This window comes from Caulobacter sp. S45 (assembly GCF_009765965.1).
Lineage (GTDB): Bacteria > Pseudomonadota > Alphaproteobacteria > Caulobacterales > Caulobacteraceae > CAHJWH01.
Window position 1 is genome coordinate 403,660 of sequence record NZ_LMUL01000014.1, and the last position, 25,312, is coordinate 428,971.

The 25,312-nt window shown below is 65.3% G+C and carries 19 protein-coding genes; 16 read left to right on the forward strand and 3 right to left on the reverse strand.

Annotated elements, in window-relative coordinates; all coding sequences use genetic code 11:
- The first annotated feature begins 26 nt into the window (after positions 1 to 26).
- Positions 27 to 3,719 carry a two-component regulator propeller domain-containing protein gene (locus GSQ87_RS09095; RefSeq protein ID WP_254063129.1) on the forward strand — a complete coding sequence of 1,231 codons (3,693 nt, stop codon included), beginning with the start codon at positions 27 to 29 and terminating at the stop codon, positions 3,717 to 3,719.
- A gap of 157 nt (positions 3,720 to 3,876) precedes the next feature.
- Positions 3,877 to 4,500, forward strand: a complete 624-nt coding sequence (locus GSQ87_RS09100) for a potassium channel family protein (RefSeq protein ID WP_254063131.1) — start codon at positions 3,877 to 3,879, stop codon at positions 4,498 to 4,500.
- 166 nt (positions 4,501 to 4,666) lie between these two features.
- Here GSQ87_RS09100 and GSQ87_RS09105 read toward each other — a convergent pair whose 3' ends face one another.
- Complete coding sequence (locus tag GSQ87_RS09105; protein ID WP_158915159.1) at positions 4,667 to 6,937, reverse strand: ATP-binding protein; 2,271 nt, start codon at positions 6,935 to 6,937, stop codon at positions 4,667 to 4,669.
- A 574-nt stretch (positions 6,938 to 7,511) separates the two neighbouring features.
- On the opposite strand from GSQ87_RS09105, the gene ribD reads away from it, so the two are divergent.
- Genes ribD through ribH form a run of 4 tightly spaced genes read left to right on the forward strand, consistent with a single transcriptional unit; the run spans position 7,512 to position 10,823 of the window.
- A complete protein-coding gene (gene ribD / locus GSQ87_RS09110) occupies positions 7,512 to 8,543 on the forward strand; it encodes a bifunctional diaminohydroxyphosphoribosylaminopyrimidine deaminase/5-amino-6-(5-phosphoribosylamino)uracil reductase RibD (protein WP_158915160.1) in 1,032 nt (343 codons plus the stop codon).
- Positions 8,528 to 9,142 carry a riboflavin synthase gene (locus GSQ87_RS09115; protein WP_158915161.1) on the forward strand — a complete coding sequence of 205 codons (615 nt, stop codon included), beginning with the start codon at positions 8,528 to 8,530 and terminating at the stop codon, positions 9,140 to 9,142. The genes ribD and GSQ87_RS09115 overlap by 16 nt, the downstream gene beginning before the upstream one ends.
- Positions 9,118 to 10,362, forward strand: a complete 1,245-nt coding sequence (ribB, locus tag GSQ87_RS09120) for a 3,4-dihydroxy-2-butanone-4-phosphate synthase (protein ID WP_158915162.1) — start codon at positions 9,118 to 9,120, stop codon at positions 10,360 to 10,362. The genes GSQ87_RS09115 and ribB overlap by 25 nt, the downstream gene beginning before the upstream one ends.
- Positions 10,359 to 10,823 (forward strand): 6,7-dimethyl-8-ribityllumazine synthase, encoded by a 465-nt coding sequence (ribH, locus tag GSQ87_RS09125; RefSeq protein WP_158915163.1) that lies wholly within the window; start codon positions 10,359 to 10,361, stop codon positions 10,821 to 10,823. The genes ribB and ribH overlap by 4 nt, the downstream gene beginning before the upstream one ends.
- A 24-nt stretch (positions 10,824 to 10,847) precedes the next feature.
- Here the strand turns inward: ribH and GSQ87_RS09130 are convergent, their stop codons facing one another.
- Positions 10,848 to 11,567, reverse strand: a complete 720-nt coding sequence (locus GSQ87_RS09130) for an SDR family NAD(P)-dependent oxidoreductase (protein ID WP_254062844.1) — start codon at positions 11,565 to 11,567, stop codon at positions 10,848 to 10,850.
- 137 nt (positions 11,568 to 11,704) lie between these two features.
- Between GSQ87_RS09130 and GSQ87_RS09135 the strand changes: the two genes are divergently transcribed.
- Positions 11,705 to 12,613, forward strand: a complete 909-nt coding sequence (locus GSQ87_RS09135; RefSeq protein WP_158915164.1) for a LysR family transcriptional regulator — start codon at positions 11,705 to 11,707, stop codon at positions 12,611 to 12,613.
- A gap of 35 nt (positions 12,614 to 12,648) precedes the next feature.
- Here GSQ87_RS09135 and GSQ87_RS09140 read toward each other — a convergent pair whose 3' ends face one another.
- Positions 12,649 to 13,032, reverse strand: a complete 384-nt coding sequence (locus GSQ87_RS09140; RefSeq protein WP_158915165.1) for a glyoxalase — start codon at positions 13,030 to 13,032, stop codon at positions 12,649 to 12,651.
- Between the two features lie 466 nt (positions 13,033 to 13,498).
- On the opposite strand from GSQ87_RS09140, the gene mug reads away from it, so the two are divergent.
- From mug to GSQ87_RS09185, 9 genes are all read left to right on the forward strand, one after another.
- Entirely contained in the window at positions 13,499 to 14,017 is a 519-nt protein-coding gene (gene mug, locus GSQ87_RS09145; protein WP_158915166.1) for a G/U mismatch-specific DNA glycosylase, read from the forward strand.
- A 210-nt stretch (positions 14,018 to 14,227) separates the two neighbouring features.
- Positions 14,228 to 15,319 carry an HlyD family secretion protein gene (locus tag GSQ87_RS09150; RefSeq protein ID WP_158915167.1) on the forward strand — a complete coding sequence of 364 codons (1,092 nt, stop codon included), beginning with the start codon at positions 14,228 to 14,230 and terminating at the stop codon, positions 15,317 to 15,319.
- A complete protein-coding gene (locus GSQ87_RS09155; RefSeq protein WP_158915168.1) occupies positions 15,316 to 16,935 on the forward strand; it encodes an MFS transporter in 1,620 nt (539 codons plus the stop codon). The genes GSQ87_RS09150 and GSQ87_RS09155 overlap by 4 nt, the downstream gene beginning before the upstream one ends.
- Positions 16,932 to 18,374, forward strand: a complete 1,443-nt coding sequence (locus GSQ87_RS09160; protein ID WP_158915169.1) for an efflux transporter outer membrane subunit — start codon at positions 16,932 to 16,934, stop codon at positions 18,372 to 18,374. Before GSQ87_RS09155 ends, GSQ87_RS09160 begins: the two co-directional genes overlap by 4 nt.
- Before the next feature lie 339 nt (positions 18,375 to 18,713).
- Positions 18,714 to 20,852: a TonB-dependent siderophore receptor gene (locus GSQ87_RS09165; RefSeq protein ID WP_158915170.1), complete on the forward strand. Its 2,139-nt coding sequence runs from the start codon at positions 18,714 to 18,716 to the stop codon at positions 20,850 to 20,852.
- Entirely contained in the window at positions 20,852 to 21,688 is an 837-nt protein-coding gene (modA, locus tag GSQ87_RS09170) for a molybdate ABC transporter substrate-binding protein (protein ID WP_158915171.1), read from the forward strand. Before GSQ87_RS09165 ends, modA begins: the two co-directional genes overlap by 1 nt.
- A gap of 182 nt (positions 21,689 to 21,870) precedes the next feature.
- The gene (locus tag GSQ87_RS09175) at positions 21,871 to 23,220 is read left to right on the forward strand and encodes a DUF5690 family protein (RefSeq protein WP_254062845.1); all 1,350 of its coding nucleotides are present in this window, start codon (positions 21,871 to 21,873) and stop codon (positions 23,218 to 23,220) included.
- Positions 23,221 to 23,224: 4 nt separating this feature from the next.
- Complete coding sequence (locus GSQ87_RS09180) at positions 23,225 to 24,376, forward strand: TauD/TfdA family dioxygenase (protein WP_216839169.1); 1,152 nt, start codon at positions 23,225 to 23,227, stop codon at positions 24,374 to 24,376.
- A gap of 109 nt (positions 24,377 to 24,485) precedes the next feature.
- Positions 24,486 to 25,295: an RMD1 family protein gene (locus tag GSQ87_RS09185; protein WP_158915173.1), complete on the forward strand. Its 810-nt coding sequence runs from the start codon at positions 24,486 to 24,488 to the stop codon at positions 25,293 to 25,295.
- Positions 25,296 to 25,312 lie beyond the last annotated feature (17 nt).

The window sequence follows — 25,312 nt, forward strand, 5'->3', positions numbered from 1 at the left end:
CGTACATGAAAGCGGGGTTGACGGCGATGCTCGCCGCCCTGGCGGCCTTGTATCTTGCGCCTTCCAACGCGAACGCGGAGTCGAACGGCTGGAAGACGTTGACGACCGCGCTGCTCCAACCGATCGCTCAGGACGAACACCTGCCGAATTCGGCGATCCCGATGGCGCTGGCAACCGATGGCCAAGGCTTCCTGTGGATCGGCACCCAGAATGGGCTGGCCAGATGGGACGGCCTGCGCTTTCGCATTTTCAACAGCGATCCCGCTCCAGGCTCGCTTCCTGACAGTCAGGTGCAGACACTGCACACCGACCCGCTAGGGCGGCTGTGGGTCGGGACCCTTTCCGCGGGCTTAGCACGCTACGATCCGCGTACCGGACGCTTCATCTCCTATTCGGCCGGCAAGCTCGGTCTGAGCCATGTCGGCATCCAAGCCCTGGCGGACGCGCCGAGTGGCAAGCTGTGGGTCGGGACTGAGGCGGGACTCGACGAACTGACGCCTTCGACCGGCCAGGTGCGCCATGTCGGCGTCGCCGACTCACCTCAGATCGAGATCCGCGACGCTCTCGCCGCCGGCGTCACGGCCTTGGCGACGGATGGCGGACGTGACCTCTGGATCGGGACCCAACGCGGTCTTCTACACCGCGACCTGCGAACTGGTGCAATGGCCACCATCCATCTCGGGGAGTCCGGCGCGCCGCAGGTCAATGCGCTGATGCTCGCGTCGGACGGACGCGTCTGGGTGGGCAGTGAGGGCCAGGGAGCCTTTGTCGTCTCTCCGGGCGCGATGCATGCGGAGCCGATCCCCGGGTCGCAGAAGACCGCGGCCAGTCGCCGAGGGATGCGTGTGCGCGCCCTGCTGCAGGTCGCCCCGGACGAGGTGTGGCTGGCCGCTTACGATGACGGACTGCAGGTGGTCGATCCCAAGACCTTGCAAAGCCGCCACATACGCGCCGGGAACGCGAGCCTGTTTTACGGCGACCAGAATATCCGCGCGCTTCTCCGTGCCCCCGATGGCCTGGTGTTCATCGCGGCCAACGGCGCGATCACCCGATATGATCCACGCCGAACAGCCTTCGCGACCCTGATGGGCGGATCGACTCCTATCGCGGCCCTGACCGACCGATCGTCGATCTCGGTGTTCCAGGCTCCAGATCATCGCATTTGGACGGGCTACACCAGCCACGGCGTGGATCTGATCGATCCTGAGACCGGGCGGGTGGTCAACGTAGCGCCCAGCGCCAACGGGTTGCCGAATGTCGCCATCCGAACCTATGCGGTCGCGCCGGGCGGAGACGTGGTTCTGGGCTCCGATGCTGGCCTCTTCCGAACCGACGCCAACGCTAAGCACGTCCGCCACCTTCGTCAGCCGGGCCGTGCGCTGGACGCCAGGGTCCAAGCCCTGCTCCGCGACGGTGGGCGCCTTTGGGTAGCCGGGCGGGACGGGGTATGGGCCTACCGGATTGGTGTGGGCGACACCCTCTTGCCCGAGATCGCCGTGCCCGCGGACGAGCTAACGGACCGGCGGGTCGATATCCTGACCCGCGATCCTCGCGGCGGCCTATGGATCGGCACCGATAACGGGTTGAACCACTACGACCCCGACAGCCGCAGGGTCCAGCGCATAGTCCCGCCCCCCGGCGATGAGACCACTCCGCGAGGCTTCATCTCCAGTGTGAGCTACGACAGCCGGGGCCGGCTATGGGTGACTACCTTTGGCCACGGCCTGTCGGTCGCCGAGCCCCCCGTATCGGGCCAGCCGCTCAGGTTCCGTCGCCTGGACACCTCTGAAGGCCTCCCCAACAGCAACGTGAACAAGGTGCTGGAGGATCGGCAGGGCTACATATGGGCCAGCACGGACGGAGGCCTCGCGCGAATTGATCCGAGAACTCTTCGCCCCGAGACGTTCCGGCTGCCCGAAGGCGTGTCGATCAGCACCTTCTTCTACAATGCAGGCTTGCGCACGCAGGATGATCGACTTCTGTTCGCAGGACGCGGCGGGCTGGAGCTGATCCGACCTGAGCTGCTCAAACCCGTCCGACCTCAAGCGCGGCTGGTCATCACCGAGGTGCGCGTTCGTGGTCGTTCCTTGCCGGGTGATCCGTTCTTGGATCTTACAACCGGCTCGTCGCTCCGCATCCCAAGTGGGGGCGGTGGGTTCGAAATCAGCTTCGCTGCGCTCGACTATACTGCGCCCGAACGGGTGCAGTATGCTTATCGGCTGGTTGGTTCGAACGACACCTGGACAGAGGTTGACGCCACCCGGCGGCTCGCCGCCTTCACCAATCTCGGTCCAGGGCGTTATCGCCTGGAAATCCGCGCGACCGACCCCAGCGGAGCCTGGCCCCCTCAGGTGTTGCACCTGCCTGTCACTGTCCTGCCCGCCTGGTGGCAGACCTGGTGGTTTGACGTTTTGGAGGGGCTCGCAGCATGTGGGGTGGTGCTGCTCCTGATCCGCTGGCGCACCGCGCACCTTCATAGCCAGCGCCGTGCGCTGGAGAAGCTCGTTGCAGAGCGAACCCATGTGCTTGAGGACCAAGCGATCGAACTGGCCGAAGCGCGGGCCCGGGCCGAAGCTTCCGCTCAAGCGAAGACCGATTTCCTGGCCAATATGAGCCATGAAATCCGCACGCCCTTGAACGGGGTGGTGGCGGTGGCGGACATGCTGACCCGCTGCGACCTGCCGCAGAAAGAGCGGGACATGGCTGAGATTATCCGCGCTTCGGGCGACACCCTCCAACGCCTGCTGTCGGACATCCTCGACATGGCCAGGATCGAGAGCGGCAAGATCACCATCGAGACCGCCCCTTTCCACGCCGGCGCCATGGTGCGCGCGGTGGCGGGCCTGATGCAGCTAAAGTGCGACGAGAGGGGTGTAGGGCTGATTGTGGAGATCGCGCCGGAGATCGACCAGATGGTGATGGGCGACATGGTGCGCGTGCGCCAAGTGGTCACCAACCTGCTCTCCAATGCAATCAAGTTCACCGAAAAAGGCGAGGTGCGGCTGACAGCGGAGCGGCTGTCGGACGGACAGGCGTGCTTCCTAGTGGCCGACACCGGAGTCGGATTTCCCATGGCCCATAGGAGCAAGGTGCTGGGCCGCTTCGAGCAGGCCGACAGCTCCATCACCCGCCGCTTCGGAGGTACGGGGCTGGGTCTGTCAATCTGCTGCGACCTAGCCGTCCTGATGGGCGGTGTGCTGGACTGTGAGAGCGAACCTGGCGTGGGCTCGCGGTTCTGGATGCAGCTCCCGTTGGCGCCGGCCGTGGCCGAGGCGGTGTTGGACATCCAGACCGCCCTCGCCTCGGAAGGCGACGACCAGCCGCTGCGAATCCTGCTGGCCGACGACCATCCCACCAACCGCAAGGTGGTGGAGCTGATGCTGGAGGGCGGACTGGCGGAGCTAACCTCGGTGGAGGACGGAGCTCAAGCGTTGGAGGCCTTCCGCACGGGGAGCTTCGACCTGATCCTGATGGACATGCAGATGCCGGTGATGGACGGTCTGAGCGCCATCGCCGAGATTCGCCGGCTGGAGCTTGCGGACAATCTGGCCCGTACCCCGGTGGTGATGCTGACCGCCAATGCGCTGCCCGAGCACATCGCAAATGCATTGGCCGTCGGCGCAGACCTGCACCTTGCCAAGCCCTTCATCGCCTCGGCCCTGTTCGACGCCATCAACACCGCGCTCTCAATGCGGGATGACGGGGACATGGCGGCGTAATGACGACGGCATGCTTGATACGACAGGAAGGCCCCCAAAACGGCCATTGGCTTCGGTCCTGAAAGGCAACATTCGTTGTGCCTAGATTTGATCGTGCAAGCATGGTGTCAGGCGAATGATCCGAACGGCGAGATCGCGTGAAATCGGCTTGACGGTCGTGCTGATGATCCAGGTCGGGATCATGTTCGTGGTGTCTCCACTGGCGGCGACAGGGCGGCTGCCGCCCGTGCTGGTGGAGATTTTCCGGATCGGTCTGGCCGCCGCCGCCGTCGTCCTGCTGACGCGAAACCGCGTGGCCTCGATAGCCATCATCGCGACCTTCCTGGTGTCGCTCTTTCTTTCGGTCGTGATGAAGGCCGGCATGGCCGCCTTGGCCATCGATCTCGAGCGGCTTGCGGCCACCACGGCGTTCGACATCGCGGTGGCCGCCGCCGTCGCGAACGTCGCATTCGGCGGGGGTAAGGTGACGATCCACAGGATCATGGGCGCGGTGATCCTGTATCTTTCCATCGGGCTGATCTTCGCGAACGCCTACCGCGCGACCGCACTTCTGTTGCACCCGTCCTTCGCCGGGCTGACGAGTAATCCCGGGCAAGGCTTCAGCGCGCTGCTGTATTTCAGTCTCAGCACGCTCACGACCACGGGATTCGGCGACATCACGCCCATTCATCCCTTCGTGCGCAGTTTGGCCAATCTGGAGGCGGTCATTGGCCAACTTTTCCCCGCGACACTGCTAGCCCGCCTGGTCACGCTTCACGCGGCAGGTGATCGAAAAGGTTGATCGTCTCCGTCGCGGCCCCCTTAAGGCCTAACGGGCACTGTCAGATTAAAATGGAATTTATTGATCTTGGCCCTACCCGTTTGCGGGGACATCAGCAGATTCCATCACTACAAGTGTAACGCGAGGACCCCAACACTGGATCAACGCCAAATCGTAGTCAGAAATTCTAATCTGACAATGCCACTAGTGGGCTTTCTTCTTCAAAGCCGGCATCGGCCAGCGCCTCTTCGATGGCTCGGAAGAGTTTCGCCGTCTCGACCGGCTTGGCGACGAATCCGTCCATGCCGACCTCGCGATAAGCGCTGATTTGATGCGCCATGGCGTTGGCGGTGAAAGCGATAATTGGAGTGCGCACTCGCCCTTGGATCAGCTCACGCGCGCGGATTTCCCGCGTCGCCGTCGGTCCGTCCATCTGCGGCATTTGCACGTCCATCAAAATGACATCCCAGTCGGCCCGCGCCCAGGCTTCAACCGCTTGAACGCCGTTCTCGACGATCACAGGCTCGATCCCGACCTGCGTCAAGAGCGTGCGCAAGACCAGTTGATTGACGGCGTTATCTTCCGCCGCCAACACCCGCAACGCGTAATGCGGCTCGTTCTCGGCTTCGACCGCTTGATCCGCGACCGGCCCATCCGCACGCGCAAGCGGCAGGCGAAGCGTGAACGTCGAGCCTCGATCGATCGCGCTTTCAACTTCGAGCGCTCCCCCCATGAGCGCCGCAAGTTCGTAGCAGATGGCGAGACCTAGCCCGGACCCTCCGTATTTACGGGTGGTGGAAGCATCCGCCTGGGTGAACTTTTCAAAGAGCCGCCCGGCTTGATCCGGCGTCATGCCAATCCCGGTGTCGCGGACCACAAAGCTTAACTGCTCGCCTGCGCCAGCCTTGACCTCCACCCGCACGGACCCTGTCTCGGTGAACTTCAGCGCGTTGGAGAGAAGGTTCAGTAGGATTTGCCGAATCCGCGTTGGGTCGCCGACGTAGGCGCCTTGCGCGCCTGTCTCTACCGCCAGAGTGAAGTCTAAATTCTTTTCCGCAGCGACGCTGGCGAAGGCGTCCCTGGCGGCGCCGACGACCTCATCGAGCTCAAACGCTATGGCTTCGACTTCAAACTTGCCCGCTTCGATCTTGGAGATATCGAGGACATCATTGAGCACCGCCAAAAGGGTTTCGCCGGATGTGCGGATGATGTCGAGCCGCTCTCGCTGTCGTTTGGAGAGGCGGTCGTTGGCCATAGCCTGGGCCATGCCGAGCACGCCATTCAGGGGCGTTCGGATCTCATGGCTCATCGTCGCCAGGAAGCGGCTCTTGGCGCGGGTGGCTTCCTCGGATTGATCCCGCGCAAGGAGAAGGCTCTCCGCTTGACGCTTCAGGTCGGTGATATCGGAGACGACGGTCACAACGCCGCCACCGGTGCGGCTGCTCTGCACCCTCAGGAACCGGCCGTCCACCGTCTCCCGGTCGAATTCCGCGGCTCCGTCTCGCCGGGCGTTGAGGCGCTCCTCCACCCAGGCCCGCTTCCCCTCCACCGTATCGGGGCCCCAATCGCCGGCCACGGCGGCTTCGATGGTCTGCCGATAGGTGCGGCCAATCTTCGGCGTCAGCCCAACACTCGCCAGCTCCCGACGGTAAATCTCGTTGCCGAGGACGAACCTGTCGTCGCCATCAAAATAGGCGAGCCCCTGGGGCATGGCTTCGATGACCGCTTGAAGTAGGTTCAAAGACTGTTTGCGGCTGGAAGCCCGTAGCCAAACCAGCCCAAGTCCCGCGGACACGAGCAGGCCCGTCAGGCCGGCGATCCCCAAGGCGAGCCCGTTGCGGGAGACCAGGTTGCGGGGCGCCTGGGCATGGATGTCGGGAACCAGCCCCAGGCCCACCATGCCGATAAAGTGCAGGCTGCAGATGGCCATCGCCATCGTAGCCGAAGACAGTAGGAACTTCGCTGGCGTGTGCGCCCGGAGCGCAATCCGCAGACTGAGCACCGCAAACGCGCCGCCACACAGCAAGGACGCGACCATCGCGATGGGGCTAGGCGCGAGGTCGCCAGGGACAAGCAAGCTCTTGAGGCCCAGGAACTGCATCGCACCCAGACCAGAGATAAAAATAACGCCCCAGACCGGCAGGTTCCAAGGTCTCGGGGTACGGTCGGTGACGAAAACGCCGAGCGCCCCGCTGATGACCGGGACCAAAAGCGAGGCTAGAACGCCCCCCGTCTCATAGCCGACCGGGTATTGCGGCTGGAACGCCAGAAACGCGATGAAGCTGGTCGCCCAGGCGCCCATACCGCCACATGCGCCGCCAAGCATGAGCAACGCTGGTCCTGATCGCCGCTTTGATCGCGCGCCATAGATCATCAGACGCAGCGCTGTGCTGGTAGAGACCAAACACACGCCGACAGCGAGCGCCACGAGCGGAAGGTCGTGCTGCAGAAAAACCATAGCCTACGCGTTCTAAGGTTTACCGTTATTTCGCGGCATTAGGGCACAAACACGTAAACGGCGGCTCAATAGACCGCTGACGATCGGGGTCGCCCAACGCCTCCGGGGCCTTATCCACAACCTGTGGAGGTGGAATGGCTATGATGTCGAGCCGCGCCGAACGCCAAAGCGGCGCGAGGCCTCCGAGAGACGGGAACACACGATCCCAGCCGTTTAAAGATGAGCCTTTGTCAGAAACCGCAATCAGCTTAGCGGTGCGGAAACAGTAGCCTATAATCGCCAGCTTTTGCACGATCGGCCGCGAGACGCCGCGCTTTTCGCTCTGCCCACCGGGCAGGTATCTTCGGGGGTCGCTTGGGCTCTCGCAGCGACTGGCGAGGCGGGCACGAAGACCGGCGCTGAGACGTGGGGCGCCTGAGCGTAAAATGTTAGCTGCACCAGTTGTCGAATGCGCTTGCGGTGGCGGCCGATAGAGATATCGGTGGCTCAGCGATCATCGTCCAAACAACAGGACACCTTTATATGCCCGACCCCTGGGCCCGCATTATGCTGCGTTGGTAAGGCATAGAGTTTGATGACGACCGTCAGTTTGCAATCTTTAATTAGCAGTGCATCGTCCACGATTGAGCCTAATTTCGATCTTGCTTTGAATATGGCGGCGGAACACCGGGGCGCGACGAGCCCGAATCCGCCGGTGGGATGCGTGCTGCTCAATGAAGGCGGCCAGGTGCTCGCCGCTGGCGCCCATGAACGCGCGGGTGAAAGCCATGCGGAGGCGAACGCCCTCGCTGCGTGCCGCCGTGCAGGCGCCCAGGACCGCATCCACACTGTCGTCGTCACGCTTGAGCCCTGCAATCATTGGGGCCGTACGCCGCCATGCGCCGAGGCGATCCTCGCGAGCTCGGCACGCGTGGTCTGGATCGGCGCGATCGATCCTAACGGCGACGTCGCCGGCGGCGGGGCGGCTCGGCTCGCCGATGCAGGCCTGGATGTTCGCGTGCTCGATCCGGACTCCGCGCTGGGCGTTCGGTGCAGGGACCTGATCGCCCCGTTCGCCAAGCATAAACTTACCAATCGGCCTTGGGTGACGGTGAAGCAGGCGTTGGACTCGGCGGGCGGCATGATCCCGCCGCCGGGAGAGACCACATTCACCTCCCCGCCCGCGTTGACCTACGCCCATCGCCTGCGCCGCAGGGCCGACGCCATCTTGACCGGCTCGGGCACGGTGCTGGCCGACGACCCGGCCTTCACCGTGCGTCACGTTCCCGATCACCCTGGCAAGCGTCGGATGCTGGCGGTGCTGGATCGGCGGGGGCGCGTTTCTACCGCCTTCCTCGCCGCCGCAGGCGTGCGCGGGCTGGACGCCTTTCGCGCCGATGACCTGGAAGCGACCCTGGACGAACTGGGCCGCCGCGGCGCGCTGGAGGTCCTAGTGGAGGCTGGCCCGAGCCTGACCTCGGCCGTGCTCTCGACCGAGCTTTGGGATGAACACGTGCTGATCCGCCAGCCACCGACCGCCGCCCCCGAGACTGTGGAGGTGCGCCGGCGCGATCCGGCGCGGCTGGAACGCTTTACCATAGGGGACCTCGCATGTTCACCGGCATAGTCGAGCGGCTTGGCCGCGTCCGCCGGATCGATCGATCCGGCGAGGCCGCCATCCTGGACATGGAGACGGGCTACAGCGACCTCGCCCTGGGCGAGAGCGTCGCGGTGGACGGGGCCTGCCTGACCGTGGCGGAGGGATCGGAGGCCAGCTTCGCCCGCTTCTTCGTCAGCCACGAGACCCTCGCCCGCACCACCCTGGGCGAGCTGTCGGTGGGCAGCGCCGCCAACCTGGAGCGGTCCGCCAGCCTCTCGACCCGCCTGTCCGGCCACCTGGTCCAGGGCCATGTGGACGGGGTGGGCGAGATCGAACGCATCACCGCTCGCGGCGAGAGCACTGAACTTGTCCTGGCCTTGCCAGCGGACATCTATCGCTACTGCGTGGAGAAGGGGTCCATCGCCGTCTCGGGCATTAGCTTGACCCTGAACACCGTGTCGGCGCCCCAGGCGGACGGACGCTTCCGCATCGGCCTGAACATCATCCCTCACACCTGGACGGCCACCACCCTGCAGCACGCGCGCCCCGCAAGCCGCGTCAACATCGAGGTGGACGTCATGGCCAAGTACGTGGAGCGCCTATGTCAGCCCTATCTGAAGCCCTGACCCGCCTGAGTCAGGGCGGCATGATCATCCTCGTCGACGACGAGGACCGGGAGAACGAGGGTGATCTGGTGATCGCCGCCCAGTTCGCCGACGCCGCTGCGATCAACTTCCTAGCCGCCGAGGCGCGGGGGTTGATCTGCCTGGCGCTGACCGGCGAGCGGGTGGACCGGCTGGGGCTCGCCCCGATGGTCCAGGTCAACCGGACCAGCCGGCAGACCGCCTTCACCGTCTCCATCGAGGCGCGCACCGGCGTGACCACGGGCATTTCGGCCGCCGACCGGGCGCGCACCGTCGCCGCCGCGGCCGCGCCCGGCGCCACCGCCGCCGACATCGTCTCGCCCGGCCACATCTTCCCTCTGCGCGCGGTGGACAACGGGGTGCTCGCGCGCGCCGGCCATACCGAAGGGTCGGTGGACCTGATGCGGATGGCGGGCCTGGAGCCGGCCGCGGTGATCTGCGAGGTGATGAATGCGGACGGGACCATGGCCCGGCGTCCGGACCTGGAGGTGTTCGCCCAACGCCACGGTCTGCCGATCCTGACCATCCGCGAGGTCATCGCCTACCGCCTCGCCCACGAGCAGTGGATGGAAGAGGCGGCGGTCGCGCGGCTGCCCAGCGCCTACGCCGGCGGAGCGGACCTGGAGGCCCACGCCTTCGTCAGCCGACTCGACGGCGGGGAACATCTGGCGCTGGTGAAGCGCCCGTTCCTCGGCGCGCCCCTGGTCCGGGTCCATTCGGAATGCCTGACCGGCGACGCCCTGGGCTCGCTCCGCTGCGACTGTGGCGAACAGCTTAGGCGCTCCGTGGCGGAAATCTCGGCCTCGGCCACCGGCGGCGCCCTGATCTATCTGCGCGGACAGGAAGGGCGCGGCGTTGGCCTCGCCAACAAGATTCGCGCCTACGCCCTACAGGACCAGGGCATGGACACGGTGGACGCCAACACCGCGCTGGGCCTGCCTGTGGACGGGCGCGATTACGCCGTCGCCGCCCAGATCTTGAAGGCTCTGGGTCTGGAGCGGATCGTCCTGCTGACCAACAATCCGCACAAGGCCGACGCCCTCGCCGCCTACGGCATTGAAGTCGAAGCGCGCGCGCCGGTCCAGGTGACGCCCAATCCGCACAACGCAGCCTATCTCGCCACCAAGCGACTGCGCATGGGTCATGACCTGGCCGAGACCGCCGAGCCGCCTGCAACCAAGGTCAAGGAAACCTGTCAATGAGCGCCACGGAAGTCTTGCCGCGCATCGCCGTGGTGGTGAGCCGCTTCAACGCCGAGGTCACCGGCGGCCTGCTGGAGGGCGCCCGCACGACGCTGGCGGAAGCGGGCTGCGCCCTGAGCGACGAGGACGTGTTCGACGCCCCCGGCGCCTTCGAACTGCCCCTGATCGCGACGGCACTGGCCAAGACCGGCCGCTACGACGGGGTGGTCTGTCTCGGTTGCGTGATCAAAGGCGAGACCGCCCATTTCGAGTTCATCAGCCTGGGCGCCAGCATCGGTTTGATGATGGGCGCATTGCAGACCGACACGCCGATCAGCTTCGGTGTCCTGACCACCTATGACGATGCTCAAGCCGAGGCCCGCAGCCAGCCCGGCCCCGAGAACAAGGGACGCGAGGCGGCCCTCGCCTGCCTGGAGACCGCCCGCCTGCTCACGCGTATCCGCCAGGGCGCTGTCAAATAGAAGGGGCTCTTCGGCGAGAAGGGCTCACCAGGGAACCACCCGGCCGAGGTAGTCGACATAATGCAGGCCGGGGCTTTGGCGCTTCGCGAGCATCACGTTCACCAGGTTAGGCACGCTTTCCTCGATGCTCAGGCGCGCATCCGGCCCTCCCAGGTCGGTGCGGACCCAACCCGGCGCCATCAGCACCATGGCGCGCGATGCGTTGAACGGCCGTACCGCGAAGCTGCGCATGAACATGTTCAGAGCCGCCTTGCTGCTCCGGTAGACCTCCCGCATCCCCATCATGTTGTTGGTGATGCTGCCTTGCCCGGATGACATGAGGCCGATCATACCGGTAGCAGGAACAAGGTCTTGAAGAGTTTCGATGACACGCATCGGGCTCAAGGCGTTCGTGACCATGACGCGCATGAACTCGTCGGTAGTCACCTCTCCGACCTTCACGTGCTCGTTCTGGGTGGTGGTTCCGGCGTTCACGAAGAGGACGTCGAACACGCGGCCCGACAGGCGGTTTCGCAGCGCCACAATCTGCACTGGATCGTTGATGTCGAGCACTTCGATCTCCAATCGGCCTTCGGAGGTCTCCGCCAGGTCGTGCAGCTTGGTCCGGCTCGTCCCAGCCCGGACCGTGCCGACGACGCGCCATCCCTTCATCAGGAACTCGGCGGCCATGGCGTGGCCGAGGCCTCGCGAGGCGCCAACGATCAGGATCGTGTAAGCGGCTTGGTCAGGTGAGATGAAGGTCACAGGCGCGAGCCCCTTCGTTGGTTCAACGGTCAGCCGGAGCTAACCAGGCCGCAGGTCGTGCGCCAGACGCATCAGACGCAAAGAATAGTTGCGTAGAGCGCTATGCCCGGAGGCTGGGCCCGCGTTATACCGGCGCTATGGAGGGCTTGGACCTCAATCTTCTTGTCGCCCTGGACGCGCTGCTCACGGAAGGGAGCGTCACCGGAGCCGCCCGCCGGCTGGGTCTGAGCCCATCGGCGATGAGCCGGGCGCTCAGCCGGCTTCGGGCGACGACGGACGATCCCCTGCTCGTGCGCGCGGGCCGCGGACTGGTCCTCACCCCACGCGCTGAAGCGTTGCGGGATCGCGTGCGAGTGCTCACCCAGGATGCGATCTCAGTTCTTCAGCCCGATGGCGCCGCCCTCGACCCGAGCACGCTCGGGCGGATGTTCACGATCCGCGCGAACGACGGCTTCGTCGAAGCGTATGGCGCAGAGCTGGTCAGGGCCGCCCGGGCTGTCGCGCCAGGCGTCAGACTCTGCTTCACTCCCAAGCCCGACAAGGATGTCCGCGCCTTGCGCGACGGCAGCGTGGATCTGGAGATCGGCGTGCTCGGCGACTCTGGCCCGGAAATCCGGATCCAGACCTTGTTCCGCGATCGGTTTGTCGGAGCCGCGCGAAAAGGTCATCCGTTTCTCGCCGCCCCGATCACGCCTGCTCGCTATGCAGCGTGCGAGCACGTGGTCGCTTCGCGGCGGGGCCGCGCAACCGGTCCGGTCGATCGAGCCCTCGCCGAACTCGACCTTTCCCGCGAGGTGATGGCCGTGGTTCCGAGCTTCTCCACAGCCCTGGCGCTGGCCGAGAGGTCCGATCTGGTCGCGCTGGTTCCGCAGTCGTTCGCTATTGCAGGCGCACGGCGATCAGGCCCGCTTCATGCGATCGAGATATTCGACCTGCCGCTGCATGTGGACGAGATCACGGTGTCGCTCATGTGGCACCCGCGGATGGATGCGGATACGGGCCACCGGTGGCTGCGCGGTATCGTGCTGAAGGTCTGCGCAGGCTGAAGCGCCGCCGACGAGGTTTGTTTTCAACAAGGACTTCAATCGCCCTGAATCAAGCGCGAGGGCCAGCCGATGCGGACCAAGAGGCCGTCCGGCCCGCAAATCCCTACCTCGTAGAGGCCCCATTCGCGGTGGCGTAGGACGCCTCCTGGGCGGATGATCAAGTCCTCTACTCGCGCGGCGATCGCGTCCACGTCTGGCGTGCGGATGAAGACGCCAAACGGGTTGTTCTCCTCCGGCACGCGCCAAGGGCCATCCCCTGCCTGGGTCAGGTGCACCTCGCAGCCCCAGCCGGACATGATGATGTAGTTGGCGTCCCCGCCCGTCCGAACGAAACCCAGACGTTCCCAAAACGGAACCGAGGCAGGCAAGTCGTTGCTCGGAACAATGGCGAACGCGCCGATGCTCGGGGACTCGGACATCCGTCTGCTCCGTCGTTAACGGGAGTATTTTTCGCATAGGCGCTCGCCCGTCAACTTCAGATGGGTTGGGTCAACATTTCTTGGCGGATGTCCGTTTTCCGGCGGCGAGGGCGCGGCCGCTAACGACCCCAATGCTCGCGCAGCCCATATGACAACTGCTCCGACAAAGCCGACGTCACCTTCGCTCAAACAAGTGGTTCATTGAGCTGCTGGGTGCGGCGAAAGGCGTCTAGCCGATTGCGCAAGGAAACGGCGTGTCTCGCATAAATCCATTGTGTATCGCCTAGAAGATTCCGGATGGCTTCGACCTGCTTCTGCCAATGCCGCCAGGGTAGCTCGTCCCGGCAGATCGGGCCGGCTTCGCCGCCGCCTACGTCATATAGTTTTTCATTTCGTCGGCCCTTACGCGTACGCGAGTGCGACCGCGGACCCACCCCGTCCACCTGGCGAATTTAACGGAAGCCGTATGAACGACACCCTGCCCGATGTCATCGCTCCAGGCCTGGCGGTCGTCTTCTGCGGGATAAATCCAGGTGCCCGCGCAGCGGCCGTCGGACATAATTTCGTCGGCCATAGCAATCGTTTCTGGCGCGCCATCCATCTTGCCGGCTTCACGCCCATGCAAATCCCCGCCACAGAGGATCAAACACTTCTTAACTACCGTTGCGGTCTCACCACGGCCGTGGGCCGCTCCACTCGACGGGCCGACGAACTGTCGCGAGACGAACTCATCGCAGCCTCGGATGCGTTGCGGCGAAAGATCGAACACTTTGCACCACGGACGATCGCCTTCCTTGGAAAGGCCGCCTATGCGGCGATCACCGCACAGCGTGACATCCAATGGGGCCCGCAGCCGGCAAGCTTCGGCGGGGCTTCAGTATGGCTGCTGCCAAACCCTAGCGGTCTCAATCGCAGCTTCAGTCTCGATCGGCTCGTCGAGGCCTATAGCGCGTTGCGGATCGCCGCGGCCATCGACCTGCAATAGACGCCTTAAGGGCGCCGCCATCGCTAAAATCAAGGTGCGCCGGCGCGGTGGAATTTCTCATCATTTCGGGTGACACTTCACGAAGCGGATCGCGCTCATCAAAGTACGATCCGCAAAACTTCGAGCATGCCATTCGCTCTGTTCCCGCTCGGCGATGCCAAAGACTGCCGCCACGCGGCCTTAATTTCGGCGCCAGGGGGGCCGCCGTGCATGACCGAACCCGGCACGACACCACGCAAGTCCAGGATCGATTGGCGCTCGGCTTCGGAGGTGGCTTGGCGAGCATTGGTGTTTCTGGCCGCCTTGGCGATCCTGATCATCGTCGCCACCCGTTGGAACCGTTGGCAGGGCCGAGCTGGATGGCAAACGACGGATGACGCCTATCTGCAGGCTGACCTGACGCCGATCGCCGCCAAGGTGGCGGGCTATGTGCGCGCCGTACCCGGCGGGGACTTCGAGCGAGTCCACGCCGGCCAGTTGATCGCCCAGGTCACCGACGACGACTACCGCGCCACGGTCGCGCTGGGAGAGGCCAACGTCGAAGCCGCAAAGGCTCAGATCGAAGCCCTGAAGGCTCAGCGCAACCTACAGGAGGCCAATGTCGAGGCGGCCCGCGCGGTCTCCGCCTCCACCGCCGCCCTCCTCGACCAAAACATCCGCGACCTGGCCCGCCAGAAGCGGCTGCTGGAGACCGGCTCCTCCTCGCTGGAAGCCACCGAAAAGCTGCAGACCACCCGCACCCAGCTTTCCGCCCAGTTGAAGCAGAATCAAGCGCAGGCCGACGCCGCCCAGCGCCAGCTCGGCGTGCTCTCGGCCCAAGCCGTCCAGGCGGCCGCGACTGTTTCCGGCCAACAGGCCAATCTGCAACTCGCGCGCATCAACCTGGGCTATACTAGGATCGTCGCTCCACAGGACGGGGTGCTGGGCCAGCGCCAAGTGCGGCCTGGCCAGTTCGTCGGCGTCGGCGGCCAGATCACCACCCTCACGCCCCTGCCGAAGGTCTGGGTGATCGCCAACTACAAGGAAACCCAACTCACCCACATGGCCGTGGGCGAGAGCGCCGAGATCACCGTCGACACCTTCCCCGGAGGCCTGCTGAAGGGCCACGTCCAGGCCTTTGCGCCGGGCTCCGGCGCGCAGTTCGCCCTGCTGCCGCCTGATAACGCCACCGGCAACTTCACCAAGGTCGTCCAGCGGATCGCGGTGAAGATCGCCATCGACGACGCAGACGGTCTCGCCGACCGTCTGCGTCCCGGCATGTCGGTGGTGGCCAGGATCAATGCGCGCGACGGCCGCAAATGAGCGACGCCGCCGCCCCGCTGGCCCGGCCGGCCACTCAGTCGATCCCCTGGCTTGGACTGGCCGCCGTGCTGCTGGGGACCTTCATTTCCACACTGAACGGCCGGCTCTCCAACTTCGGGCTGAACGACATCCGTGGGGCGGTGCATGCCGGCTTCGACGATGGAGCCTGGATCACCACGGCGCAAACAGTCGCCCAGATGTTGATCCTGCCCGTGGCGATCTGGCTGGGCGGCGTGTTCGGATCGCGCCGGGTGCTTATCGAAGCGGCGCTCGCCTTCGCCGTCGTCTCGTTCCTGGAACCCTTTTCGCCCAACCTGGCCATACTGCTGAGCTTGCAGTTCGTCGGAGGCCTGGCGTCGGGCTTCTTCATCCCGCTGACCCTGAGCTTCATCCTGCGCGCCACGCCGCCCAGGCTTTGGGCCTATGGTATCGCCCTCTACGCCCTCAACCTCGAGCTCTCGCTCAATATTTCCGCGTCGCTGGAGGGCTGGTACGTCGACCATCTCTCCTGGCGTTGGATCTTCTGGCAGAATGTACCTTTGGCGCTCGGGATGTTCGCTTGCTTCAAATTTGGCACGCGCCCGGACCCGTCCCCTCGGAACCGTCCGAAGGCGGATCGGTTTGGCCTGCTGTTCAGCGGCGTCGGGCTAGCGCTCATCTATGCCGGCCTCGACCAGGGCAATCGCCTGGACTGGCTGAACTCCGGCCTGGTCTGCGGTCTCCTGGCCGCCGGGATCGTCCTCGTGGTCGCCTTCGTCGTGCATGAGCGGCGCTCGCCCCATCCCTTCATCAGTCTCAAGGTCGCGACGACCCAACCGCTGCCCCGCCTGCTGGTCCTGATCGCCTTCCTGCGGTTGACCATCCTTTCGACGTCCTACCTCATTCCCCAGTTCCTCGGCCCGGTGCGCGGCTTCCGGGCGCTGGAGGTCGGCGACACGCTGATCTGGGTCGCGGCGCCACAGCTCATCATTTGTCCCCTGGCCGCAGTGATGCTTCGCCGCATGGACCCGCGCCTGGTCTCATCGATCGGCTTCCTGCTGGTCAGCTTCGCATGCCTGATGGTCGCCCACGGCCTGACACCCCTGTGGTCGTCGGACCAGTTCCTGCTGTCTCAGCTCCTACAGGCCGTCGGCCAGAGCTTGGCGCTCTCCGGCATCATCTTTTTCGGCATCCTGCACCTGAAACCCGAAGACGCGCTGACCTTCGGCGCCGCCCTCCAGACCGCCCGGCTGATGGGCGGCCAGATCGGCTCCGCCTTCATCGCCACCCTGGTGCGGGTCCGCACCCAGATCGCTTCCAACCACATCGGCCTGCATATCCAAGCAGGCGACGGCGAGGTGCTGCGTCGCTTGCAGGCCTATGCCGGCGCCGTCGGGCGCTCGGTCGATCCGGCGTCCGCCACGGGGCGAGCGACTGCGGTGCTTAGCGCGGTCGTGCGTAACGCCGCAGCCACGCAAGGGGTGATCGACGGATTCGTGGTCATCGGCGCGATGACCGCTTTGGCGCTGATCATGTTGGTGGCCCACAAATCCGCGCCCATCGGCCCGGCGTCCCACCTGCCGTTGTTCTCGCGGACGTCCGTGGCGCAACCGCCCCCATCGGTCACCACGTCATGACGCCTTTGCGCCTCATCACGGCGCTGGCGTGGACCCTGACCCTCATCGCCTGCGCCGTGGGACCGGACTACCACGCGCCGCCGACGCCTGTCGGCGCGACGAACCCGCTGGTCTCGCTGAATCCCGCGGTGACAAGCGCTGCTGGCCCCCCCAACGACTGGTGGCGGCTGTACAACGATCCCCTGTTGGACCGCTATGTCGCCGAGGCCTTGACGGCCAACGCCGACCTCACCGCCGCGGAGGCGAACCTCACCGCGGCTCGCGCCGTGCTCGACGCCTCCCGGACTGGCCGCTATCCGTCCACCACGGCGGTGGGGGGCGCGATCTACGGCCGCGACGCGACCACCGACGAAATCCTCGAGATCGGCGGCGCCAAGCCGCAGACCATCTGGACCTATGACGCCCTGCTGGACGTCTCCTATGAACTCGACCTGTTTGGTCGGGTGCGCCGCTCCATCGAGGCCTCCCGCGCCGACACCCAGGCCGTGGCCGCGGCCCGCGACAATCTTAAGGTCACAATCGCGGCGGAAACCACCCGCGCCTATGCCCAGGTATGCACGCTTGGCGAACAGATCGCCGTGGCGCGTCATGCGCTGGAGGTGGTCAGCCGGGAATCGCAGATCACCGTCAACCGGCGCGAGGCAGGCGCCGGCTCGGAGTTCGACGTCGTCCGCACCCAGGTGCTGGTCGCCCAGGTCCGGGCCGCCATCCCACCGCTGGAGGGACAGCGGCGCGCAGCTATCTTCCAACTCGCCGCGGTCCTGGGCCGCACGCCCGCCAAAGCCCCGACGGAGGCCGAGGGCTGCGTCACGCCGCCCGGGCTGCTCGCCCTGATCCCCGTCGGCGATGGAGCGGCGTTGTTGAAACGCCGGCCAGACGTACGTCAGGCCGACCGGCGGGTCGCCGCCGCCACCGCCCAGATCGGCGTGGCCACCGCCGACCTCTATCCGCGTATCAGTCTCACCGGCCTCTATGGTGGAATCGCTTCGCGCCTCTCCGACCTGACCGACGAGCGCGGACTGACCTGGGGGATCGGCCCCTCAGTGAGTTGGAGCTTCCCTAACCAATCCCTGCCCCGCGCCCGCATCCGTCAGGCCAAGGCAGGCGAAGCGGCCGCCCTGGCGGAATTCGACTCCGTCGTGCTCCAGGCGCTGAAAGAGACCGAACAGGCCCTCACCGCCTACAGCGCCGAGCTCAAGCACCGCGAAGCCCTGGCCGAGGCCCAGGACCGGGCGCGGCGCGCCTATGAGCTGGCGCACGGCCAATTCCTCGCCGGCTCGGCAACCCAGCTCGATATCCTAGCGTCGGAACAAGCCCTGGTTTCCGCGGAGTCCGCTCTCGCCGCCTCCGACGCCGCCATCGTTCAAGACCAGGTCGCGGTGTTTAAAACCCTGGGCGGCGGCTGGGCGGCGCCGGCGTCAGGGAAGCCTTCGAACTAGGAGAATGTCGAATGAAGGTCGCGACGTCGGCGAAGGCTGTTCGCCTAGATCAAGCGCCACTGGAGAGGTAGCGCGGCGAACTATCGCCAGATTGGAAAGCTGGCCTGCCGCGAGGCGGCTCTCCGGCAATCGGCGAGAGATCTGCCCGGAGACTTTACAGTCTTTCAGCTTACCATCGTCCTGGCTTCTGGCCGAGATTTCAGTTTGGTTACAATCTATAGTGGCGAGTAAGCGCCAGCCAAGCGAGAGATGCTATTGGTCGCTCACACGCACCCAACGGTCCCAGGTTGCCTCGTTATGTCGTCTAGGACATAACGCCTTCCTGTATCGGGGGAATTCATGGGACATGGGCTTGGCCGCACTTCGGCCGTTTTATCGCTGGCGGTCGCCGCCAGCGTCCCGCTTACCGCCCATGCACAGCAGGCGGCGCAGGCTCCGACCCAAGTGCAGGAGGTCGTGGTCAACGGCATCCTGCCGTCCGTCGACAACTCCTACCGCGTCCCAGCCGTCGAGGTGGGGCCGCTGGGCGACAAACTGTTGCTCGACACCCCCTATTCGATCAGCGTCGTCCCGGTTCAGCTGGCGGAAAATCAGCAGTTGGAGAGCGTGCGCGAGCTGTTCCGCTACATACCTTCAGTCCAGGGCGAGAACATCCGACCCCAGTCGCGCGGTCTCCAGGCCGGGGTGGTGCAGAACACCCGAATCGACGGGCTGAACATCGCAGCCACCACCGACTACGCCATCGAGCAGTTCGAGCAGGTCGAGGTGTTGAATGGACTGGCAGGCGCGCTCTACGGCCCCGCAAGCCCCGCGGGCACATTCAACTACGTCTTCAAGCGCCCGACCGTCGATCCGCTGAACGCAGTCACCCTCGCCTACGCCTCGCAGAACTCGCTGATCGAGCATGCCGACCTCAGTCGGCGCTTCGGACCGGACGACATGTTCGGCGCGCGGCTCAACCTGCTCAACCAGGCGGGCGAGAACTACGTCGACGGCAGCGGCCTGAAGCGCCGACTGGTGAGCCTGGCCCTGGATGGACACGTCCTGCCTGGCACCGTGGTGCAGCTCGACTTCAGCACCTATCGCTACATCGACACGGGCTTTCCGGGCACCTTCTCGCTGGCCCAAGGCGTTCCCTTCCCCACTACGCCACCAGACCCGACAAAGGTGGGCTATGGCCTGCCCTGGGCGGGCGACAACAACGAGACGCACATCTTCGCCGGCCGGGTGTTCCAGGATCTGGCTCCGAACTGGAAGCTGACCGGCGGACTGCTCTACATGACCAACGATCGGGCTTCGACGGCGCCGACCGACACGATCACCAGTACGACGGGCGCCTATACCGCCACCACCGTCAACACCACCTTCGCCCTGGACCGTGTGCTCAGCAACAATGCGGCGCTGAACGGCAAGGTCACTTTGGCGGGGCTGGTCAACAATCTCTTCCTGGGCACCACGGGCTTCACCTGGCAGCGCTACACGCCGTTCCAGACCGGGGCCATCACCTTAGGTCAGGCCACCCTGGCCAATCCCGTAGCCTTCGCCGAACCGGTTCTGCCGAACTTCCAGAACCGCTTCCGGGCCCAGGCCACCAACCAGCAGTCGTTCAATTTCGGCGACACCCTGGAGCTTGGCAGCCAGGTTTCGGTGATGGCGGCCGCCAGCCAGAGCTGGATCAGCGCATCCAACATCAGCAAGACCGGCGCGGTGACTTCTCAGTACTCCGCCGATGGTCTCAGCCCTACCGCCAGCCTGATCTACAAGCCCCGCGCCAACATGACGGCCTATGTCACCTACGCCGACAGCTTGCAGCAGGGCGACAACGCGCCGGCCGGCACGACCAATGCAGGTGAGGCGCTCGCACCTTACCGCAGCAAGCAATGGGAGGTGGGCTACAAGATCGATATCAGCCGGGTGAACCTGGCGCTGGCGCTGTACCAGATCGAGCGGCCCTACGCCTTCACCCAGCCGGACAAGACATTCGCGCTGGGGGGCGAACAGCGCAACCGTGGTCTGGAGCTGACCGCCAACGGACGCGTGACGCCCAACCTGAATGTCTTCGCCGGCCTATCCCTGCTCGATCCGAAACTACTGGACACCGGCTCGGCGGCTACCTCCGACAAGGACATCCTTGGCCTGTCCAAGGTCACTTTGGACGTGCTGCTGGAGTACCGCGTGCCCGTGCTGCCCCAGCTGACGCTCAGCACCAACGTGAACTACGCCAGCCGTCGCGCCGGCAACTACACCAATACCGACTTCGTCGACGGCTACACGGTAGTGGACCTGAACGCCCGCTACCAGATGCACGTCGCCGGTCGGCCGGTCGCTCTGCGGATCGCCGCCGACAACGTGGGCGACGAGCGCTACTGGGCCAACATCGCCCCGGTGGGGCAGAACGGCTATACCGGGACCGACAGCGGCACCGGCACCCTTGGCGCTCCGCGTACGGTGCGTGTCTCCATCGAAGTGGGTTTCTAATGCGGCTCCACGCTCTTGCCCTGACCACCGCCCTGTTTCTCGCCGGTACAGCGAGGGCCCAACCGACGCCCACCCCGCTCGTGGTCTACGCCGCGGGCAGCATGACGGGCGCGCTTGGCGCGATGCTCAAGCGCTACATGGCCGAGACGGGACGCAAGGTCGACCTGCAGACCGGGCCGGCGGGCCTGATGCTGGACAAGATCGAAGCCGGCGAACCGGCCGACGTCTTTGTCTCCGCCAATATGGCGCATCCACAGAAGCTCACCGACGAACACAAGTCGACAGCGACCGTCGTCTTCGCCCGCAACCGGGTCTGCGTCTCGGCGCGCCCCGAGCTCGGGATGACCAGCGCCAACCTGCTCGACAAGCTGCTCGACCCGAAGGTTCGGATCGGCACCTCCACGCCCAAGGCCGACCCCGGGGGCGACTACGCCTGGGCGCTGTTCGACAAGGCTGGAACGGTCCGGTCCGGCGCGGCCGAGCGCCTGAAGGCCAAGGCGCATCAGGTCGTCGGCGGCAGCGTGGAGCCTGCGCCCCCCAAGGAAGCTGCTCCGGCCACGGCCTTGGCGTCCATGGACCGATACAAGATCGACGTGATGATCGGCTACTGCAGCGGCCACACCACCAAGCGCGACCTCAGCGTCGCGCAAGTGGGGCTCCCGCCCAACCTCGCCATCCCGGTGGACTACGGGATGACCGTGCTGATCGCCTCGGGCGACGCCGCGCGTCGCGAGGCGGCCGACCAGCTGGCGCTATATCTGATGAGCCCGCAAGCCCAGGCCATGATGGTCCCGTACGGCTTCATCCCTGTCGCAGCCATCGGCCCCGCTTCCTAAATACGAGAGGCGCGATGTCCGAGCCGCGCCCATGGATCTGGGCGCGGCCGACGCATGGAGGTCGCCAAAAACACGGAAGCTCAAGTCGGGAGCCTCGGAAGGCGAGCGCCGACGAAGCGCAACTGTCATGAGCTCGCAGTATGACGGACAGGTCGCTAGGCGGCGCAGTCCGAGACATCCACGTGAACGATCGCCTTCGGAAAGTCCTGGCGCAAAGCAATCCCATCATATTCACCGCCGTCGCCGGACTAGCGGGGTTCTGCGCATATTTCTCGATGTACGCGTTTCGCAAGCCGTTCACGGCGGCGACCTTTGAGGGCGTACCGGGCTGGCATTTCGCGCTCGACTACAAGATCGCCCTGGTCCTGGCCCAGGTCGCTGGCTACGCCCTGTCCAAATTCATCGGCGTGAAGGTCATTTCGGAGATTCAGCCGCGACACCGCGCCTGGGCGATCCTTGGCCTGATCGGGGTGGCTTGGCTGGCCCTCGTCGCCTTCGCGGTGATCCCGGCCCCGTGGAATGTGCTCGCCTTGTTCGTCAACGGCCTTCCGTTGGGCATGATCTGGGGTCTGGTCTACGGTTTCATGGAGGGCCGCCGCGTCTCCGAAATCCTGGCCTCCATGATGTGCGCCAGCTTCATCGTATCCTCCGGCGTGGTCAAGTCGGTGGGCGTCTGGCTGATGCAGACCTGGCATGTCGACCGGTTCTGGATGCCGGCCGCAACCGGATCGCTGTTCATGCCGCTGTTGCTGCTGTCGGTCTGGGTGCTCAGCCAGTTGCCGCCGCCGAGCGCCCGCGACGAGGCCGAACGGGTCAGACGCGCGCCGATGACCGGCGCCGAGCGGATCGATTTCCTGAAAACCTATGGCCCCGGCCTGTTCGCCATCGTTTTCGCCTATATCCTTTTGACCGCCTTCCGTGATTTCCGCGACAACTTCGCCGCCGAGATCTGGACCGCGCTGGGCTATGGCGGCGAGGCGGGGATCTTCTCAGCCAGCGAGCTACCCGTGGCGATCATCGCCCTGGTCGGCATGGCGGCGGTCATCGTCGTGCGCGACAACCGACGCGCCCTGACCATCATCCACGCCATGGTGGCGGCGGGCTTCGCTCTGCTCGGCCTCTCGACATTGGCCTTTCAGGCCCATCTGATCTCGCCGCTGATCTGGATGATCCTGGCCGGGTCGGGCTTGTATATCGCCTATAACCCGATCAACGCCGTGCTGTTCGACCGACTGGTCGCGGTCAGTGGACGAGTCGCCAACGCTGGTTTCTTGATCTATGTCGCGGACGCCTCCGGCTATATGGGCAGCGTGGCGCTGCTGCTGTGGCGCAACTTCGGCCAGGCCTCGCTCAACTGGCTGCAGTTCTTCACCATGGGCGCCTATGTCACCAGCCTGATCGGGGTGGCCGCCACGGCGCTGGCGGCGATCTATTTCTACCGTCGCTCGGCGGATCGCAGCGCAGGAGCGCCGGGATTAGCGGCGCCCTGGGCGGTCGACCGCCTCGCACCGAGTTTCGATGTGGAAGGATGATCGGGTGCAAGGCCAAGCTTCCCCACCACCGCGCCTGCTGGACGGCGGCGGCGCCCTGGAGGTCCAGCTCGGAGGCGAACCGCATCGGTTCCACGCCATCTGGCTGCGCGACAACGCCCAGGACGCCGCCACCCGCAGCCCAGGCAACGGCCAGCGCCTGATCACCCTGCTGGACATCCCGCGCGAGACCCGCATCGCCGACGCGCGGTGGGATGAAGGCGGGCTGACCGTCCGGTTCGAGCCGGACGGCAAGGTGGTCGGCTTCGACCCGGACTGGCTGCTCTCCCGCACCTATGACAAGCCCGCGCCTCCCGCCGCCGGCTGGACAGGCCCCGAGATCAGCCGCTGGGACGCCAGCCTGGGCGACCAGGGTCCCGTCGAGCGCTATCACGTCGTTCGCACCGATCCTGGCGCGCGACTGCGATGGTTGAGAACAGTCCAACGCTATGGCTTTGCACGGTTGACCGAAGCGCCGACGACCAGCGGCGGCTGTCTGGAAGTGGCCCGACTGTTCGGCTACGTGCGCGAAACCAACTACGGTCGGACGTTCGACGTCCGCGCAGAGGTCGATCCGAGCAACCTCGCCTACACCAACCTCGGACTGCAGGCCCACACCGACAATCCCTATCGCGATCCGGCGCCGGGCCTGCAAATCCTGGCCTGCCTGGAAAACAGCGTTGAGGGCGGGGAATCGATCGTCATCGACGGTTTCAAAGTGGCGCAAGAGCTGCAGGCCCAATCGCCGCACGGCTTTGAGCTGCTCGCCAAGTATTGCGCCCGGTTTGAATACGCGGGCTCCAAGGGCGTCCGGCTGCGGTCCAAGCGCCCGGTCATCGAACTGGGCCCCGACGGCGAATTGATCTCCATTCGCTTCAACAACCGTTCGGCGGCGCCCTTCACCGATATCCCCTATGACGACATGGCCGACTACTACGCCGCCTATCGGCGCATGGCTGAACTGATTGAGGAGCCGGCCTTGGCGGTGCGATTTAAATTGACGCCGGGGGATCTATTCATCGTCGACAATCTGCGCGTGCTGCACGCCCGGAGCGCCATCACCAGCGGCGGCGAACGCTGGTTGCAAGGCTGCTATGCCGATAAGGACGGCCTGTCATCGACCCTCGCCGCCCTCGAGGAAGACAGCGCAGAGCATTGACGACCCCAACCCTGGACGGGGGCGATATCATCGAGCGCATTGGGTGAGTATTCGCCCGAGGACATCCTAGACAAGCGACACGATACCGAACCCGTGCTGATGTATCTAGATGACATCCACCCTGCCCGCTGGCCCGACGCCCCCCACCCTGTCGACCCTGTCCGCCAAGGCGTTGGTCCTGGGGGAGCGTATCGATACGGCTGGGTTGGAGCGCCGCGACGCCATCTCGACGGCTCCGCTATCCTTTCCAGCGGGCAATGGATTGATCGTGGTCTTCCGCTACGGCGTCGTGGTCTTGATCGGCCTGGACGCCCAAACGGAGGACGACGCGCTCGAAAGAATCCTGCCGCGGGTGCAAGGCGTCCTTTCGGAACGCGAAGAGGAACAGATCCAGCTCGCGTTGCGCGACGATCAGGATGAGGGCGTGGGTGCAGATGGCGTTGTGAGGATCGGCGCCCTGGCGCCGGACAAGCTATTGGTCGTCGCGGACGCCCTCGCCAAGAGCGCGGCGCTTGCGCAGGACGAACGGCAAGTCGCTAGGGTCTTCGATACCGTGGAGCCTTGGGCGCGCCAGTTGGCCAACACCGGCCGCAGTCCAGGGGGTCGGCGGGACATGCTTCGACTGATCGGTTCCGCCCTGCTGGTCCAGCATCGGCTAGCCGAACGGGTGGCGGTTCGAGAGAAGCCCGACATCCTGTGGGAGCGGCCTGATCTTGAGCGTCTCTATGCCCGGCTTGAGGACGAATATGAGCTCGTCGAGCGCGCTGAGACCTTAGCCCACAAGCTCGACCTCATCGGTGACACCGTGACCGTATTGACCGATCTCATCGACACAAAACGCTCGCTTCGTCTGGAGGCCATCGTCGTTGGCCTCATTCTGGCTGAGATTGCGCTGACACTGATTCAGATGGTGAGATGAGAGCCAGCGTGACCGGC

Bases quoted from the DNA above. Each gene is read 5' to 3' on its own strand.
- GSQ87_RS09140 (WP_158915165.1), bottom strand. From the start codon at position 13,032: ATGTCCGAGTCCCCGAGCATCGGCGCGTTCGCCATTGTTCCGAGCAAC.
- ribD (WP_158915160.1), top strand. From the start codon at position 7,512: ATGACGACCGTCAGTTTGCAATCTTTAATTAGCAGTGCATCGTCCACG.
- ribB (WP_158915162.1), top strand. From the start codon at position 9,118: ATGTCAGCCCTATCTGAAGCCCTGACCCGCCTGAGTCAGGGCGGCATG.
- GSQ87_RS09160 (WP_158915169.1), top strand. From the start codon at position 16,932: ATGACGCCTTTGCGCCTCATCACGGCGCTGGCGTGGACCCTGACCCTC.
- GSQ87_RS09095 (WP_254063129.1), top strand. From the start codon at position 27: ATGCTCGCCGCCCTGGCGGCCTTGTATCTTGCGCCTTCCAACGCGAAC.
- GSQ87_RS09150 (WP_158915167.1), top strand. From the start codon at position 14,228: ATGACCGAACCCGGCACGACACCACGCAAGTCCAGGATCGATTGGCGC.
- GSQ87_RS09165 (WP_158915170.1), top strand. From the start codon at position 18,714: ATGGGACATGGGCTTGGCCGCACTTCGGCCGTTTTATCGCTGGCGGTC.
- ribH (WP_158915163.1), top strand. From the start codon at position 10,359: ATGAGCGCCACGGAAGTCTTGCCGCGCATCGCCGTGGTGGTGAGCCGC.
- modA (WP_158915171.1), top strand. From the start codon at position 20,852: ATGCGGCTCCACGCTCTTGCCCTGACCACCGCCCTGTTTCTCGCCGGT.
- GSQ87_RS09105 (WP_158915159.1), bottom strand. From the start codon at position 6,937: ATGGTTTTTCTGCAGCACGACCTTCCGCTCGTGGCGCTCGCTGTCGGC.
- GSQ87_RS09135 (WP_158915164.1), top strand. From the start codon at position 11,705: ATGGAGGGCTTGGACCTCAATCTTCTTGTCGCCCTGGACGCGCTGCTC.
- GSQ87_RS09155 (WP_158915168.1), top strand. From the start codon at position 15,316: ATGAGCGACGCCGCCGCCCCGCTGGCCCGGCCGGCCACTCAGTCGATC.
- mug (WP_158915166.1), top strand. From the start codon at position 13,499: ATGAACGACACCCTGCCCGATGTCATCGCTCCAGGCCTGGCGGTCGTC.
- GSQ87_RS09115 (WP_158915161.1), top strand. From the start codon at position 8,528: ATGTTCACCGGCATAGTCGAGCGGCTTGGCCGCGTCCGCCGGATCGAT.
- GSQ87_RS09185 (WP_158915173.1), top strand. From the start codon at position 24,486: ATGACATCCACCCTGCCCGCTGGCCCGACGCCCCCCACCCTGTCGACC.